The sequence below is a fragment of the Sporosarcina quadrami genome, from assembly GCF_014836615.1.
Classification (GTDB): Bacteria; Bacillota; Bacilli; order Bacillales_A; family Planococcaceae; genus Sporosarcina; species Sporosarcina quadrami.
Genome location: NZ_JACSQN010000006.1, coordinates 48,863 through 64,848, shown reverse-complemented (window position 1 = coordinate 64,848; position 15,986 = coordinate 48,863). Strand labels below are relative to the sequence as shown.

Below are 15,986 nucleotides of genomic sequence, written 5' to 3'. Positions count from 1 at the left end.
GTCTGAATAGGTTCTCATACTAGATGTAGTGGGTGTAATAGAACTCTTGAAATTCCCTTCTAATCGAGTGAATTTATCTAGATTTGGTGAATGGAAAGAGGTATGTTTAACGAGAAGTTAATGAGTACTAAACGTTAGGTGATTCACAAGTTCATCAACTCAAATTCTCTTGAAGAATGGAAGGAATAGACCCATGACAATGTATGCGGGACGAATCGAAAAAGACTTTATCGGTGAAAAGGAAGTGCCGGAAGCGGCGTATTATGGTGTGCAGACAATGCGTGCGACGGAGAACTTCCCGATTACAGGCGAAAGAATACATCCAGAAGTGATCCGTGCGATCGGCATTGTGAAGAAGGCGGCGGCACTTTCAAATACAGCAGTAAATGGCTTGCAAGCGCCAATCGGGCATGCGCTCGTTGAAGCGGCACAAGAAGTGATTGACGGGAAATTGAATGATCAGTTCATCGTCGACCCGATTCAAGGCGGAGCAGGGACGTCCGTGAATATGAATGCAAATGAAGTAATTGCGAACCGCGCGCTTGAAATAATGGGCTACGCAAAAGGTGATTATGCAACAATCAGCCCGAATAATCATGTGAATATGGCTCAATCGACGAATGACGCATTCCCGACAGCTATTAAAATCGCGATATATAATTTGTTGAATGAGTTGCTTGAGACGATGGAAAAGATGGCGAGTGAATTGCGTGCGAAAGAATTGCAGTTCGACTTGATCATTAAAATGGGACGGACGCATTTACAAGATGCTGTTCCAATCCGTCTTGGGCAGGAATTCGGTGCATATCGCCGCGTTGTAGAGCGGGATATTAAGCGGATTTCCCGCACGCGCGAAAATTTGGCGGAAGTGAATATGGGCGCAACAGCAGTTGGTACGGGGCTGAACGCAAATATCGATTATATTGAACATGTTGTAGCGCAGTTGTGTGACATTAGCGGCTTGCCGTTACGTACTGCGGAGCATCTTGTGGACTCAACGCAAAACACGGATGTGTATACGGAAATTTCCAGCTCGTTGAAGATTTCGATGATTAATATGTCGAAGATGGCGAACGATTTACGCTTGATGGCGTCAGGTCCAAGAGCGGGTCTGAATGAAATCAACTTGCCGGCAAGACAACCTGGATCGTCCATCATGCCAGGGAAAGTGAATCCTGTTATGGCGGAAGTGATCAACCAAATTGCATTCCAAGTAATCGGTAATGACCACACAATCAGCTTGGCGTCTGAAGCGGGTCAGTTTGAATTAAACGTCATGGAGCCAGTGCTTGTATACAACTTGCTGCAGTCATTGACAATTATGAAAAACGGCTTCAACGTGTTCCGTGAGTATTGCTTAGAAGGCATTACAGCAAACGAAGCGCAAATGCAGGAGTACGTTGAACGCAGCATCGGAACGTTGACGGCGTTGATGCCGTATATCGGATACGAAAAATCATCTATGATCGCGCGCGAAGCATTCATTACAGGCGCATCGATCCGTGAATTGTGCTTGCAGTATGAAGTGCTGACAGTGGCTGAGTTGGATCAGTTGTTGGATGCTCGTAAGATGACGGAAATTCAGGTGCATAAGCGGGAAGTTACTGTTTAATAAGTGATGATAGTAGATTGGCCGAACTGCGTGGGCTACGTGCAGTTCGGCTTTTTTATGGGGATTTATGGGGAGTTAGAAAACATTTTTTTTTGAAAAGTTTGTTAAGATAACTTCCAGTTATCCGAGCATAAAAAGTCCCTTGAAAATTGACAGATTTGCATTTAGAGTCCAAGGAACTTATTAAAATCTAAATTCTCATACAATGTAGTTCCATTTACCCTATAATGCGGTATAATAGATAGAGTAATTCAAATATACAATAAAAGGGGTTATGAGATGCACACATCTGCTTATATTTGGGGAGACTACCCGGAAACGGAAACATTGATCAAAAGACTTCGCGAAAATGGCACAGAGCTTATTACTGTCGTTACAGATGAAGCTGGCAGCAAGATGAATAAGTTTGATGGCGTTGTTTACGTCACTTCCGATCTTATGAACGATGGGCGCCTCGAAGAGACGAAGGAAGTGCACTACAAATACGTAGCAAGACAAGAGCGACGGGATGGACAAGCTTGGAAGATGCATCTTGTGCAAGAAGTTTGATTGACGTTATGCGGAATTATTGCATGTTTTAGGTGTGATCATGACGCGATTAATAAAAGAAGAATTGAAAAGACAGCGCTAGATGACTGTCTTTTTTTGTTGTCTACATTGAACTCTGCACAATTCAGTACTTATCGCCATTCAAATGTCCTTATCCATATGATGAGAATACGTTTTTCACCAGTTTTTCGGTTGCTGAAAATTTACCGGCTTGAAACAATATGAATGGATCACTGAAATACTGACTGCATAAAAACCCCATTAGTTTGCCCTCAACCCACAAGCAGTGCTTTGAACAATAGTTCTTGTTCCCCGACTAATGATATATTCCCTCGATTCAGGCTCCAATTGTACAAGACTCCACGCATTGCATGGATGAGCATCCTGACAATTTCGTCGGCGGTGTAGCTGGCCCGGAATTGCCGTTTTTTTAGCTAACGCGCCTGTCTTCTATGAGATGTGGTATGCATGCGGTGCGATTGGCGCCGTATTGCTGCCCATCAATACCGCATCGACTCCTCCGGAACTGGAGTACTTCCTCGATCACTCGGAGAGCAAGGAATTCTTTTTCGATGAGCGGCTTGTCGGTGAGGATCTGTTGGAGGTAGCAAGGGATAGGGACCTCGCATTTGTCCAAGCGACAGGTGACATATTTGATAAAGAGCGGGGGGCTTTCTTCTTGTGAAGTGATATGCGAGGCTGATGCCTCGGACGTGGCGTGCATCATGTACACATCGGGTACGACGGCGAAACCAAAAGGCGTGTTGATCACCCATGAAAACTATCTATTCGCCGGACATTCGTCGGTGCTCTATCAGCAGCTGACACCGGATGACCGTTACTTGATTTTCCTGCCCTTGTTCCATGCGAACTCGCAATATTACACATCCATGGCGACGCTTGTCGTCGGAGGAACGATCATCTTGCGGGAGCGATTCAGCTCGACGGATTTCTGGAATGTAGTTGACCGTTACCAACCTACTGCCACGAGTCTTGTCGCAACAACAATCAAGATGTTGCTGGAGATGCCTGAACAGGAGAAAGAAAAAGGACATCCCTTGAAGCGGGCTGGTTACGGACTGTTCGTGCCTTATCCGGAGCTGCTGACTTTCCAAGAACGTTTCGGCATCAGTCTCTATCTGTGGTACGGCATGACAGAGACGATAACGACAAACATTGTCACACCGCTCTACGAGGAGATGGTGCGGGACCCCGAGAATGGTATCGTCTCAATAGGGAAGCCGGGACTTGGCCATGAAGTGAAAATCATTGATGAGGACGGAGAAGAGCTACCGTATGGCGAAGTCGGGCAAATTCTTATAAAAGGTCCATCATTGATGAAGGGGTACTTTAAAAACCTGGAGGCGACTTCCCAGACCTTGCAGGGAGGATGGCTACATACGGGTGACAGTGGCTATATGAATGAAGATGGATTCATATGGTTTATCGACCGCAGCAAAGATTTGATCAAACGGGCAGGAGAGAATATATCATCAATCGAAGTGGAAAATATTCTTTAGGAACATCCCGCAGTTCAACATTGTGCAGTTATCGGTGAACCGGACAAGCTCCGTGAAGAGGCGGTCATCGCCTATGTCAAATTGTATGATGGGGAAGAGGTGGAGCCTGAAGAGCTGGAGGCTTTCTGCCAGAAGTATTTGTCTTATTTCAAAGTGCCGGAGGAATTTAGGTTTGTGGATGATTTTCCGAGAACATCGATCGGAAAGATTCAGAAGAACTTGCTGAGGGAGAATTGATTGGGTGCCAGTCACTCATTGAATTCACCTGATAATGACTAGAGCAAAAAAAGCTGGACATAATTTTCTGGTAACATGTCCAGCTATCGTTTCTGTCTGTAATGCTTAAAGTATTTTATAACATGTCTATAATACTTCAGTATATAAAAGTCAATGAACAACCATAACAAAAAAACAATTTGACATTCAGTGAATTAAGATTATAATCAGAATAAAGTGGTAGACCCAGTGGACCAACGTTGGGATATATAGGATACAATATTTAAAGGATACCCAAAAATGAAACCGCATACATTATTGATATGTAACAGACATTAGTAGAATTAAATTTCTGGATAGGATGAAGTAATTATGAACAAACAAGCTCTTAAACATACTAGATTATATGAGCAAGTCATTAATAAGCTTGAAGAAGACTTTTCCGAAGGTCTATTAAAAATAGGCGATCGGATACCTTCGGAAAGAGAATCTGCTGAAAAGTTTAATGTAAGCAGAGGAACATTGAGAGATGCTTTCCGTGTATTGGAATCACAAGGAATCATTGAAACAATACCTGGAGATGGGAGATATTTAAGAAAAAGCTTAGATGAAATGGATAACAATGAACATCCTGTTATTGAGGATTTAAAAAAAGCTGCCATGTTAGATTTAATAGAAATGCGTGAAATTATTGAAACTGGCATGATTAAATATGTGTGTGAGAGAGCTACAGATCAGGATATTTTAAGACTCGAATTATTAGCGCTTCAAATGAATAACATTCCAACTGCTCTTGGGGAACCTAGTAGTGATTATTATTTTCATCAGGCGTTAGCAGAATGTAGTAAAAATAGTGCTATTTTGAATTTCATGAAATTAAATATGGAAATTATTAATCAAACGCGGGTAAAGAACTTTTCAAGAAGTAAAAACGTTGAGCAAGCACAAAAGGAGCATTTGGAGATTGTTGAAGCAATAAAAAATAGGGATGCAGTAGCCGCGAAACAAAAATTATTGGATCACTTTATCCAAATTAGGAAGAGAATTAACGACTGAAAAAGATAGGGGGTACTAAACTGGTGATGAATGCCACAGAGCATGTTATTAGACGATCCAGGTTAATTATGCCGGCTCATGTAAGGAGATTTACTTCTAAGGCTCATTTAAGAAATGCAGATGCGATCGTCCTGGATTTAGAGGATAGTGTTCCTTTTTCTGAAAAGCATTCAACACGTAAACTCATTCAAGAATTAACTGCGGATGTTTCAAAAGGCGGTAGTGAAGTCATCGTTAGAGTGAACCATACAAAAGAATTATTGCGTGAGGACATTGAGTACTCGGTTTGTCCTGAATTAGATGGCTTGTATATTCCTAAAGTAGAATCTGTAGATCAACTCAAACATATAGATGAGTTATTGAGTGAGTTGGAAAAAGAAAGAAAGATTCCTCATGGTCAAATTAAACTGGGAGTGACTATTGAGACAATAAAGGGCTATTTAAAAGTTGAGGAAATAATTCAGTCGAGTGATCGAATTGATTCACTTACTCTTGGAGCAGAGGACTTTTCTTTGGATGCAGGTATGGAACTATGTGAAGAAACGTATAAAGGTTTTTTAATTCCAAGAATGAAGATGGTATTTGTTGCGAGAGCTTATAATAAGTTGCCCCTTGGATTGATGGGAAGTATAGCTAATTATAATGACGAAAAGATAGTTGAAAGGAATGCAGCGCTTGCTTATAAACATGGATTTCTTGGGGCTAGTTGTATACATCCAAAGAATGTTGAGATATTGAACAGGTGTTTTTCTCCTAGTATTGAGGAAATAACATTCTCAAGGAAAGTTATCAGCCTATTTGAAGATGGCTTAGCAAATGGAAAAGCTTCACTTCAGTTAGATGATAAGATGATTGATTACGCCCATTACAGGAAGGCGAATAAAATAATTGATAGACATACTAGAATAGTTGAATTTGAAAATAAAAAAAGATTAGCTAGAGAATTAGTAGAGGGGGGACCGCTAATTGAATAATGATAATTTACCTTTAAATGGGCTTAAAATACTTGATGCATCTACTATGATAGCAGCCCCATGGTCTAGTACCTATCTTGCGGATTTTGGAGCAGATGTAATAAAAATTGAACACCCGGAATTTGGAGATCACGCTAGAGGATATGGAAAACAAAAAGACGGAAGTGCGGTTTTCTGGAAAACATTAAATAGAAATAAGAAATGTATTACCTTAAATCTTAGTAAGCCCGAAGGACAAGAGCTATTTAAAAAATTAGTAGCCGAAGTTGATGTTGTAGTAGAGAACTTTAGACCAGGAACATTTGAAAAATGGAATTTGGGCTGGGCTACTCTTTCTAAAATCAACCCCGCGTTGGTCATGTTACGAACGACTGGATTTGGGCAAGACGGCCCTTATTCTACGAGAGCGGGTTTTGGCACTGTAGCCGAGGGAATGAGTGGATTTACATCAATCAATGGAGAAGCAGATGGTTCTCCAACATTGCCTGGCCTCGCTTTGGCAGATGGAGTAGGAAGTGTCTTTGGATCATTATCAATAATGATTGCTCTATTTGAAAGAGCAAATAATCCAGACCGTAAAGGGCAGTACATTGATATGTCTTTGTACGAACCGCTTTTAAGGTTTATGGAACCACATTTGATGGCCTATGATCAGTTGGGCATCATTGCGAAGCGTGTTGGGAATGGGAGTGTTTCAACTGCTCCGCGAAACTCTTATCAAACAAAAGATCATAAGTGGGTTGCTTTATCGGGTGCTACACAATCAATCACCAAAAATATATTCAATGCTATTGGAAGAGAAGAATTATTCAATGATGAAAAGTTCTCGACTAATGAAGCAAGGTTAAAAAATGTTGAAGAGCTAGATATGCTTATAGGTGGATGGATTGTAGAAAGAGATCTAAACGAAGTGCTCCAAGTATTTAATGATTGTGGAGCTGTAATTGGTCCTATGTATGACGTTAGCCAATTGTATGAAGACCCACATTTCAAGTATCGGGAGACATTCATTACTATCGAGGACAAGGAATTTGGCGATGTAAGGGTACCTAACGTAGTTGCAAAGTTTTCGAGAACTCCAGGATCTGTTAACAGTCTTGGAGCTGCAAAAGGTGAACATAACCATGACATATACTGCGGCTTACTGTCTCTGTCAGAAGAACAGCTCGATGAACTCAAGAGGCTTCAAATCATTTAGATCATTTATACTGGTCAACCCAGTGAACCACCTTTCTTAAAAACTACTTAGATAGAATAAAAAAGTAAACAAATAGGGTTTCTTAGATTAATAAGATATCCAAGGATTGAAAGTAGGATGATCAATGAAGATAAAGAAATTAATAAAAAGAATCCGTGAAGATTGGGTTTTGTATCTGATGCTTTTACCCGGAATTACATATTTCATAGTATTTCACATAGTCCCTATTTTAGGTATGAAACTAGCTTTTCAAGATTATCGCATAATTGGCGACAATGAATGGGTTGGCTTAAAACATTTTAAAGTCTTAATGGATTCATCCGCTTTTTATGACGTGTTAAAAAACACAATCATTATAAGCACTATGAAAATAATTTTCATTTTCCCTATACCTATTATTCTTTCACTATTAATTAGCGAAGTCAGATCAGGTCGTTTTAGAAAATATGTGCAAGCTGTATCCTATTTACCTCATTTCTTATCATGGGTTGTAATTGCGGGTGTTTGGATTAGTTTTTTACATCCAGCGGATGGTGGTTTTAATGTGATCAGAAACTTCTTCCAGCTACCATCAATTGATTTCATGACGAGTAAAGAACATATTCGATGGGTCTTGGTTTTCTCAGAGATGTGGCGTAGTGCCGGTTGGGATTCAATATTATATATAGCAGCCATTATGAAAATCAGCCCTTCTTTGTATGAGGCAGCGAAAATAGACGGGGCATCTAGCTTTCAACAAATGAGATACATTACACTTCCCGCATTACTCAGTACTGTCATAACGATATTTATCTTAAACTTAGGTTTCTTTATGAATGCAGGTTTTGATCAGGTGTTTAATATGAGCAATGATTCCGTTAACAGTGTTATTGATATTTTAGATACGTACGTATACAGAATAGGGATTCTAAACGGTCAATATGCTTACGCTACAGCCGCGAGCTTATTCAAAGGAGTAGTAGGTATTGTATTGATTTTAGGGACACATTATTTATCAAAAAAATATACTGGAAAAGGTGTCTGGTAGTCTTGGAGGAATTTAGATGAAAAAAATACCTTGGTCTAAGATCATAATCTATGGCTTATTACTTTTTCTGGCAGTCTCAGTATTAATCCCACTACTTAATTTACTGGCAATGTCTTTATCGGATCCTAAACGTGTTGGTGAATTATCAGGTTTGGGTATTTTACCAAAAGGCTTCTCACTCATTAACTATGAAATATTATTGTCTCATCCATTGATTTTGAAAAGTATCGGGAACTCTCTATTCATTACGATAGTGGGAACAACTCTCAATTTAATGTTAACCACTATGACAGCGTATGTATTGGCAAAAACGGAGTTTGTAGGTAAGAAAGTTGTTATCTTCTTTCTAATTGTCATTATGGTCGTCGATCCGTCTATGATAACTGAATATCTATTAGTAAAAAACCTAGGTTTATTAGACTCCTATACATCACTAATTTTATATCGGGCAATAAGTGTTTATTACTTATTTATATTAATGCGGTTTTTCAATGAAGTCCCTGACAGCATTATAGAAGCAGCGAGAATAGATGGGGCTGGTCATTTCAAAATATTCACAAAGATAATGCTTCCATTATCGAAACCTGCAATTGCAACTTTTGCTTTGTTTTATGGTATTTACCACTGGAACGAATACTTTAGAGCGACGATTTATTTAACAGATCCAAACAAATGGCCGCTTCAAGTCGTTCTAAGACAATTTGTAATCAATCAGGACAATACCACTTTACTTAGCGGATTAAGTTCGGAGTCTTATGACGTGGTAGCAAGTCTGGATCTCCCCTCACTTCAAGCGGGAACGATTATTATCTCAATCATTCCTTTGTTATTAGTGTATCCATTAATTCTTAAGCATTTCACAAAGGGGGCCTTAGAAGGAGGAGTTAAAGATTAAGAGAAAAATAAGAAAGACAAAAAAGGGAGGAACAAAGATGAAGAAAGTACTTTTAACGTTTGTGATGATATTAATGGTTGGAGTGTTAGCAGCTTGTAGTGATGGAGAAAAGAATCCAAAAGAAGCAACAACTAAAGAAGGAGAAGCCGCTGGTGATTCAGGAGCACAAACAATTAAAGTCGTTTTTAAAGACGATGGGCCATCAAACCCAGTAGCCGTATCCTATTATGAAAAATTATCAGAAGGTTTAAAAAAAGATTTGGATTTAGATGTGAAATTTGATCTTGTTGAGGTTGCTCAAGGCGACTATGCAGAAAAGTTGAATTTGCTTCTGTATAGCGGTGAAATTCCCGATTTAATATATTTCCAAGGGGCCGATAAACAAATAGCTGATCAAGGACTTTTAGAAGATCTGACTCCTTATATTGAAGATTCAAAGTATATTAAGTCTATTATGAATCCGTATAACGAAGCTAGGTTAAGAAATTATCCTTATTTGTTATGGATTAAACCACTTGATAATAGGGTTCCTGTAGTGAGAAAAGACTGGTTCGATCAAGCGAGTAGTTCAGCTACATTAATGGAGAATCCTACAGTGGACAATTATAAAGCGTTTTTCAAAGAAATAGTGCAAATAGGAGACACTAAAAATGCAGTAACTGTGGCGGGAGATATCAGAGAGCTGGATTATACATTTGATATGGCTTTTGGGATCAATAAAACATGGTTGGATTCTGAAAAAGGTTTTGAACACTATAAAGTTTCATCTCAAACAAAGGACAAATTAGAATTTTACCGTCAACTATATGAAGAGGGATTATTAGATCCACAATACTTAACAAAAAAACATGATACTAAACAAGAGGTTTTTTATAATGGAGAAACGGCAGTTATCCCTGGAACAAATGGCAAGGTCATTGATATTTATAACGATAGAATGAGAGTCTTAAATGGAGAGGAATCACAGTTGCAAGTTTTGCCTCCAGCAAAGGGAGAGTATCAAGGATTTGGCGCAACAGATATTTCGAAAGAGTCTAGAGGTCTTGCCATTTCTTCACAGTCTAAAAATAAGGATTTAGTTTTCCAAGTGCTTGATTATTTAGCAAGTCCAGAAGGTCAAAAGTTGGATAGACTTGGATTTGAAGGCGAGCACTACAATGTAGTCGATGGAAAAGTTGAACTAACAGAAAAGTATTATGGAGATTGGTATGCACGTTATTGGGAACCTAATAATGTAGAGTTTGAAGTAGCAGAAAGCACACCACTTTTAGGAGACGCGGCAGAAAAATCACTTCTAAGCGTTGCCGATTACTATAGTGAAGATAATTCTTTTGTCTTACCGGAAGAATATGTGGCTCAGTGGGATGCAATGGAGAACCTATACAAAGAGTATTCAGCGGATATTATTACAGGAAAGAAGCCATTAGAAGCATTTGATGATTACGTAAAAAAATGGTACGCAGCAGGTGGGGAATCACTGACTAAGTATGCAAATGATAATTTAAAGTAAGGTGGGAACTTCATGATTGATTTTCAAGATCGCGTCAAAGGGGTATTAATCTCGACAGCACTAGGTGATGCCTTGGGAGCTCCAGTAGAAAAACTAAGTTATGAGGAAATAAAAAAACAATATGGCAGGGTGAATTCTCTTCATACGAAATGGTATAAGGAAGACTTAAGTATAGATGAAAGCCTGGGCAAAAGAAGAGGGAATGGAATTGTTACCGATGATACTTTGATGACTTTGGCATTATGTAATGTGTATGAAATTGAGAAGAGACACTTAGATGCTTACGATATGGCAAATGAGTTTGCTAAAGAAATTGCATTTAGAAAAGTATATATACCTGAATTTGATAGGGATACTATATTAATAGAACGATTATTTTATCCAGAGAAACATATATTTTTAAGAAACGTGTTAGCGAATTGTGATCCAAGAGAAGGTGGATACGGCAATATGATAAACTGTGGGGCGGCTATGTATATCGCCCCTATAGGAATAGTGAATGCAGGGAATCCGAAAGGTGCATATGATGAAGCAATATCTTTTGCGATGGCTCATCAGGCTAGTTATGGATTAGAAGCAGCTGGAGTTCTAGCTGCTTGTGTGTCCAAAGCTTTTGAAGAAAATATTACAATAGCAGATATAGTTGAAACTGCAATCCATTACGCCAAAGATGGAACTAAAATTGCTATACAGGAAATAACAGACTTGGCTCAAAAGTTTAAAGATGAAAATGCAACGCTAGATGATGTGGTCGATGGTTTTCATGAATGTCTGGAAAAATTCTCTCCAATGAAAAATGATGTGCATAGGAAAATAGAAAAGCTAGGAATACCCACCAATCATTATACGCCTAGTAGGGTTTGGTCTATTGAAGAACTCCCCATAGCGTTAGGTTTTATAGTGTATAACGATGGAGAATATTATAAATCAATATATGATGGTATTAATTCAGGACGCGATACTGATTCAATTGGCGTTATGATAGGAGTTATTTTAGGGGCAATGAATGGGACTTCTGTTATTGACGTTGAAGATATTAATACTTTAGAGGGGATAAATAAATTAGATTTTAATCAACTTGCAAATTCTTTTAGTTCAGTTGCAAAACAAATAATAGCTAGGGATATTGCTGTTTTTGAAGAAATGAAGAAAATACTTGAGTAGTTTGAATGGAGGTTATCTAGTGATACCCAGCAATTATTTAGAGAAAGTTTATGCTGGATTTCTTGGCATGAATGCTGGTATTAGATTAGGAGCACCAGTTGAACCGACAGAATGGACTCCTGAAATTATTAAGGACGTTTACGGTGATATTAAAGGTTATTTAAAAGAGTACAGAACATTTTCTGCTGATGACGATGCAAATGGTCCGGTGTTTTTTATTAGGTCGTTAATTGATGAAAAAAGAAAAGATCGGTTTACAGCAAATGATGTAGCAAATGCTTGGTTAAATTATTCTCGTGAGGGAATTGGAATGTTTTGGTGGGGTGGGGAAGGGATTAGCACAGAACATACAGCTTATTTGAATTTAGAAAAAGGAATCCCCGCTCCGCTATCTGGCTCCGCTGAAACGAATGGTCTGATAATGTCTGAACAGATTGGAGGGCAAATTTTTATCGATACTTGGGGAATGTTATTTCCAAACAACCCAGGTAAAGCGGCAGATTATGCTGAAATAGCTGCAAGTGTTTCGCATGATAAGAATGGATTGTATGGAGCAAGATTTATGGCTGCGTGTATAGCTAGCGCTTTTTCAGCTGCAAATATAGATTCTGTAATTGAAGAAGGATTAAAAACCATACCGACTGATTCAACCTACGCGACCATTGTTAAAAAAGTACAGGAGTTCCATGAAAGACATCCAGATGATTTCTGGAAATGTAGGAATTACTTAGAGGAAGAATGGGGATATGATAAATATACCGGAGTATGTCATATCATTCCAAACGCTGGTGTATGCGTATTAGCTCTCCTTTATGGTGACGGCAATTTAGCTCGTACAATTGAAATTGCAACAATGTGTGGCTGGGATACAGATTGTAATGCAGGAAATGTAGGTTCTATAGTTGGTGTTCTTGCAGGTATAAATGAAATACCTGAAAACTATCGACAACCTATCAATGATTTTATTGCAACATCAAGTGTTTCTGGTTATTTGAATATTTTAGACATACCTACCTTCGTGAAGTCTTTAGCATTATTAGCCTATGAATTGGCGGAAGAAGTAGCGCCTACATCATTAGTGGATAGTTATAAGGAAGAAGAAGTTTATTTTGATTTTAATCTGCCAGGGTCCACACATGGATTTAAGACTGATTTTCCATTTAAGACCTTTCTAAAACATAATCAGAGACAAGGTTACACCAATTCTGGTGTACTGGAAATATTTCTCGATCGAATGATTGAGGGTGAAAGAAGTCGAGTATTTTATAAAACATTTTATAGAAGAGAAGACTTTAATGATGAAAAGTATAAACCTACGTTTGCTCCTAAGGCATACAGTGGGCAAAAGGTGTCAATGAAAATATTGACGGAACGATTGCGCGGTAACGAATTTTATCTTACACCATATGTACGTAGTACATACAATAAAGAATTAATTGAATTGAACAAGATAGTCCTCTTAGATAATGAGTGGCAAACCATTGAATTTACTATACCTGAGACGGATGGAACATTTGTAGATGAAGTGGGTATTATAATTGAAAGTCCTTCGACGCTAACAAATAGAGCATTTGGTAAAATTTATTTAGACGAATTTCATATATACGGTTCATCTAACTATTCAATCGATTTTTCCAAACAATCAATCGAATTTTTAAGTGTTACTCCTTTTGCTCATCACCGGGGGAATTGGCAATTGAAAGACGATGCTATGATTGTAGAAAGCGAAACGGATTGTTCATCATTTACCGGACATTATTACACGCGTGACGGTAGTATTAACGCTACAATCACTCCACTCTCAGGATGTCATCATGCAATAATTTTCCGTGCTGAGGGTATCAAAAGATATTATCAGGTCGGATTTTACGGAAATGGTAATGTAGCTCTTCATCTACAGGATTTTGGACTGTCGTTATTGACGAGTAACAATTTTGATTGGGTCTATGGGAGAGACTACAATTTTGAAGTACTAGTCAGAGGGAACAATATACGATTTTTAATAGACGGTAAAGAAATTATTAACTTCAATGATTCTAGATATACACATGGTATGTTTGGTTTTTCCATGGCTGAAAGAGGTTCATGCTCAATTAAAGATATTAAGGTGAAAACCTGAAGTCTTATTACTGATTAGCTTTTGTGTAATTGAATTCAAAGATATAAGGATTATTGTAGGACTATAAAAAGTCGTAAGCATCCTGTGATAGGAGTTTGATAATATGGCGAATTACCGCTTGTTAGCTTTAGACCTGGACGGAACGCTATTGACGAAGAATGGTCAAATTACTAATAAATCTAAATTAGCTATATCTCGTGCAGTAGAAGCTGGTGTTGTTGTCATTCTTGCAACCGGACGTGGATTACATCAAGAAATTGATGTATTTTGTAAAGACTTGGGGCTTTGTACACCAATGGTATTAGCTAATGGAGGAGAAATTTGGACAGAGCCTGGGACTGTTTTGGAAAGGCATTATATAACCAAAGAAGATATCCGAATGTTGCACGGCATTTCTATGGAAGCCAAAGCTAATTTTGGAGGTTACAGTGCAGGTCATTCAATAGAAGAGAAGGACTTTTGGACGAAAGAAATGTTTGACTATGATTGGATGACTTTCAGTATACGTCATGAAAATCCACATACTCTTAATCAATTGAAAAAGAAAGTGGAACAATCAACGACATTGGAAGTGATCAATTCAACTTCCAGGAGTATAGATTTTTCATTAAAGGGAATTTCCAAAGAATCCGGAGTGAAAAAGATTTGTGAGCATTTAAGTATAGACATGGATTCTGTTATGGCTATAGGTGACAACCTTAATGATCTCTTTCTTATTCAATCTGCTGGATTAGGAATAGCGATGGGAAATGCCAATAATATGTTAAAAGAAGTGGCAGATGTAATAACATCATCGAATGAGGAAGAAGGAGTTTCAAAGGCAATTAACCGTTATTTATTTGGCGATGAACAAGAATAATTAATATCGATTTACACTTTATAGTCTGAAATTTAGACATAACCTTCTTAAGTATAGAATGTTGAGAATTTCAATATATAGCGGTTACTTTTTCAAAACCTAACATCTAAGAAGAAAACATTTTACATTTAGTACCTATTATGCTTGTAGTTAAACAATAACTCCAAAAACGCCATGTCGATGACATCTACGAATGTTTTGAAAGGTTGAGTGGAATGGTTAAAATAACGGTAATTGGAAGTTCGTCAATTGATTTAGTTGTTAAGGCGCATAAGAGGCCATCTCAAGGTGAAACAATTCTTGGAGAGTCATTTAAGACAGTGCCAGGAGGTAAAGGGGCTAACCAGGCGGTTGCAGCTGCTAGACTAGGTGCAGAAGTGTATATGGTTGGATGTGTCGGAGATGATGCATTTGGAGAAAGTATACTTGAAAATTTCAAAAAAAATGATGTGAATACCTCTTACATGGAAATGATAAAGAATATAGAAAGTGGAACGGCCCATATTACGCTTGCTGACGGGGATAACAGCATTATTGTGATAAAAGGTGCCAATGATTATGTTACACCAAATTCTATTAAAAAGGCGTTAGATATAATACAAGAATCAGATATTGTCCTTATTCAGCAGGAAATACCTCCAGAAACAGTTAAGTATGTATGTGAAGTGTGTTGTCAATTTGGTGTTCCACTCATATTAAATCCTGCTCCTGCTCGGAAAATCTGTAAGGAAATCATTGAAAAAGCAAGCTACATCACGCCTAATGAGTTAGAAACTTCAATTCTCTTTGAGGAAATAGATTTGCATGCTGTTTTACTTGCGTATCCAAATAAGCTGTTCATTACAGAAGGAGAAAAAGGAGTTCGTTTCCATGATGGGGAGAGGGAAATTGTCGTACCTACATTTAATGTGACAGCTATTGATACGACCGGTGCAGGTGACACTTTTAATGCTGCATTTGCAGTAGCATTAGCTGAAAATAAGACGTATGAGGAAAGCGTGCGCTTTGCCAATCGGGCTGCTTCACTATCGGTAACAAAGTTTGGTGCACAAGGAGGTATGCCGACAAGGAGAGAAGTGGAGGATAGTATGTAGCTAACGAAGTTCGTTTTACGTGCCAGTCACTCATTGAATTCTGAATTTTTCTAGTGCCAGACATATTATTTATAGATAAATTAGCCGAACTGCTTAAGTTAGATGCAGTTCGGCTATTTTTATGAGGTTTTATTGGAAGTTATGGACTTTTACGGTGAGTTATGAGGTTTTATCGAGAGTTATGGACTTTTAA

14 protein-coding genes and 1 pseudogene are annotated in these 15,986 nt (G+C 38.3%); all 15 read left to right on the top strand.

The features are described 5' to 3' along the window. The first annotated feature begins 193 nt into the window (after positions 1-193). The 15 genes and pseudogenes from aspA (at position 194) to rbsK (ending at position 15,793) form a co-directional block, all read left to right on the top strand. The gene (gene aspA, locus H9649_RS08090; RefSeq protein ID WP_191694236.1) at positions 194-1,612 is read left to right on the top strand and encodes an aspartate ammonia-lyase; all 1,419 of its coding nucleotides are present in this window, start codon (positions 194-196) and stop codon (positions 1,610-1,612) included. A gap of 279 nt (positions 1,613-1,891) precedes the next feature. Next, positions 1,892-2,161, top strand: a complete 270-nt coding sequence (locus H9649_RS08085; protein WP_191694235.1) for a hypothetical protein — start codon at positions 1,892-1,894, stop codon at positions 2,159-2,161. A 418-nt stretch (positions 2,162-2,579) separates the two neighbouring features. Next, positions 2,580-2,846 carry an AMP-binding protein gene (locus H9649_RS17955; protein ID WP_318241669.1) on the top strand — a complete coding sequence of 89 codons (267 nt, stop codon included), beginning with the start codon at positions 2,580-2,582 and terminating at the stop codon, positions 2,844-2,846. Then, positions 2,806-3,681: an AMP-binding protein gene (locus tag H9649_RS08075; RefSeq protein ID WP_318241668.1), complete on the top strand. Its 876-nt coding sequence runs from the start codon at positions 2,806-2,808 to the stop codon at positions 3,679-3,681. Before H9649_RS17955 ends, H9649_RS08075 begins: the two co-directional genes overlap by 41 nt. Positions 3,682-3,693: 12 nt before the next feature. Continuing rightward, positions 3,694-3,918, top strand: a pseudogene (locus H9649_RS18085) (AMP-binding enzyme); the annotation flags it as partial. 351 nt (positions 3,919-4,269) lie between these two features. Further along, positions 4,270-4,953 (top strand): FadR/GntR family transcriptional regulator, encoded by a 684-nt coding sequence (locus tag H9649_RS08065; RefSeq protein ID WP_191694232.1) that lies wholly within the window; start codon positions 4,270-4,272, stop codon positions 4,951-4,953. 26 nt (positions 4,954-4,979) lie between these two features. After that, on the top strand, positions 4,980-5,927 hold the full coding sequence (locus H9649_RS08060) for an HpcH/HpaI aldolase/citrate lyase family protein (protein WP_225229766.1): 948 nt from the start codon (positions 4,980-4,982) through the stop codon (positions 5,925-5,927). Further along, positions 5,920-7,125 (top strand): CaiB/BaiF CoA transferase family protein, encoded by a 1,206-nt coding sequence (locus H9649_RS08055; RefSeq protein WP_191694230.1) that lies wholly within the window; start codon positions 5,920-5,922, stop codon positions 7,123-7,125. Before H9649_RS08060 ends, H9649_RS08055 begins: the two co-directional genes overlap by 8 nt. A 124-nt stretch (positions 7,126-7,249) precedes the next feature. Next, complete coding sequence (locus H9649_RS08050) at positions 7,250-8,152, top strand: ABC transporter permease (RefSeq protein WP_191694229.1); 903 nt, start codon at positions 7,250-7,252, stop codon at positions 8,150-8,152. Positions 8,153-8,168: 16 nt separating this feature from the next. After that, entirely contained in the window at positions 8,169-9,047 is an 879-nt protein-coding gene (locus H9649_RS08045) for a carbohydrate ABC transporter permease (RefSeq protein WP_191694228.1), read from the top strand. A gap of 37 nt (positions 9,048-9,084) precedes the next feature. Next, positions 9,085-10,557 carry an extracellular solute-binding protein gene (locus tag H9649_RS08040; protein WP_191694227.1) on the top strand — a complete coding sequence of 491 codons (1,473 nt, stop codon included), beginning with the start codon at positions 9,085-9,087 and terminating at the stop codon, positions 10,555-10,557. A gap of 12 nt (positions 10,558-10,569) precedes the next feature. After that, positions 10,570-11,721 (top strand): ADP-ribosylglycohydrolase family protein, encoded by a 1,152-nt coding sequence (locus tag H9649_RS08035; RefSeq protein WP_191694226.1) that lies wholly within the window; start codon positions 10,570-10,572, stop codon positions 11,719-11,721. A 19-nt stretch (positions 11,722-11,740) separates the two neighbouring features. Beyond that, a complete protein-coding gene (locus tag H9649_RS08030) occupies positions 11,741-13,840 on the top strand; it encodes an ADP-ribosylglycohydrolase family protein (protein ID WP_191694225.1) in 2,100 nt (699 codons plus the stop codon). A gap of 103 nt (positions 13,841-13,943) precedes the next feature. Beyond that, entirely contained in the window at positions 13,944-14,699 is a 756-nt protein-coding gene (locus H9649_RS08025; protein WP_191694224.1) for a Cof-type HAD-IIB family hydrolase, read from the top strand. A gap of 215 nt (positions 14,700-14,914) precedes the next feature. Then, entirely contained in the window at positions 14,915-15,793 is an 879-nt protein-coding gene (gene rbsK, locus H9649_RS08020) for a ribokinase (protein ID WP_191694223.1), read from the top strand. Positions 15,794-15,986 lie beyond the last annotated feature (193 nt).

What these genes read in the sequence shown, in the direction of transcription:
- aspA (WP_191694236.1), top strand. Translation starts at nt 194, where the DNA reads ATGACAATGTATGCGGGACGAATCGAAAAAGACTTTATCGGTGAAAAG.
- rbsK (WP_191694223.1), top strand. Translation starts at nt 14,915, where the DNA reads ATGGTTAAAATAACGGTAATTGGAAGTTCGTCAATTGATTTAGTTGTT.
- H9649_RS08045 (WP_191694228.1), top strand. Translation starts at nt 8,169, where the DNA reads ATGAAAAAAATACCTTGGTCTAAGATCATAATCTATGGCTTATTACTT.
- H9649_RS08050 (WP_191694229.1), top strand. Translation starts at nt 7,250, where the DNA reads ATGAAGATAAAGAAATTAATAAAAAGAATCCGTGAAGATTGGGTTTTG.
- H9649_RS08035 (WP_191694226.1), top strand. Translation starts at nt 10,570, where the DNA reads ATGATTGATTTTCAAGATCGCGTCAAAGGGGTATTAATCTCGACAGCA.
- H9649_RS08085 (WP_191694235.1), top strand. Translation starts at nt 1,892, where the DNA reads ATGCACACATCTGCTTATATTTGGGGAGACTACCCGGAAACGGAAACA.
- H9649_RS08025 (WP_191694224.1), top strand. Translation starts at nt 13,944, where the DNA reads ATGGCGAATTACCGCTTGTTAGCTTTAGACCTGGACGGAACGCTATTG.
- H9649_RS08065 (WP_191694232.1), top strand. Translation starts at nt 4,270, where the DNA reads ATGAACAAACAAGCTCTTAAACATACTAGATTATATGAGCAAGTCATT.
- H9649_RS08060 (WP_225229766.1), top strand. Translation starts at nt 4,980, where the DNA reads ATGAATGCCACAGAGCATGTTATTAGACGATCCAGGTTAATTATGCCG.
- H9649_RS08040 (WP_191694227.1), top strand. Translation starts at nt 9,085, where the DNA reads ATGAAGAAAGTACTTTTAACGTTTGTGATGATATTAATGGTTGGAGTG.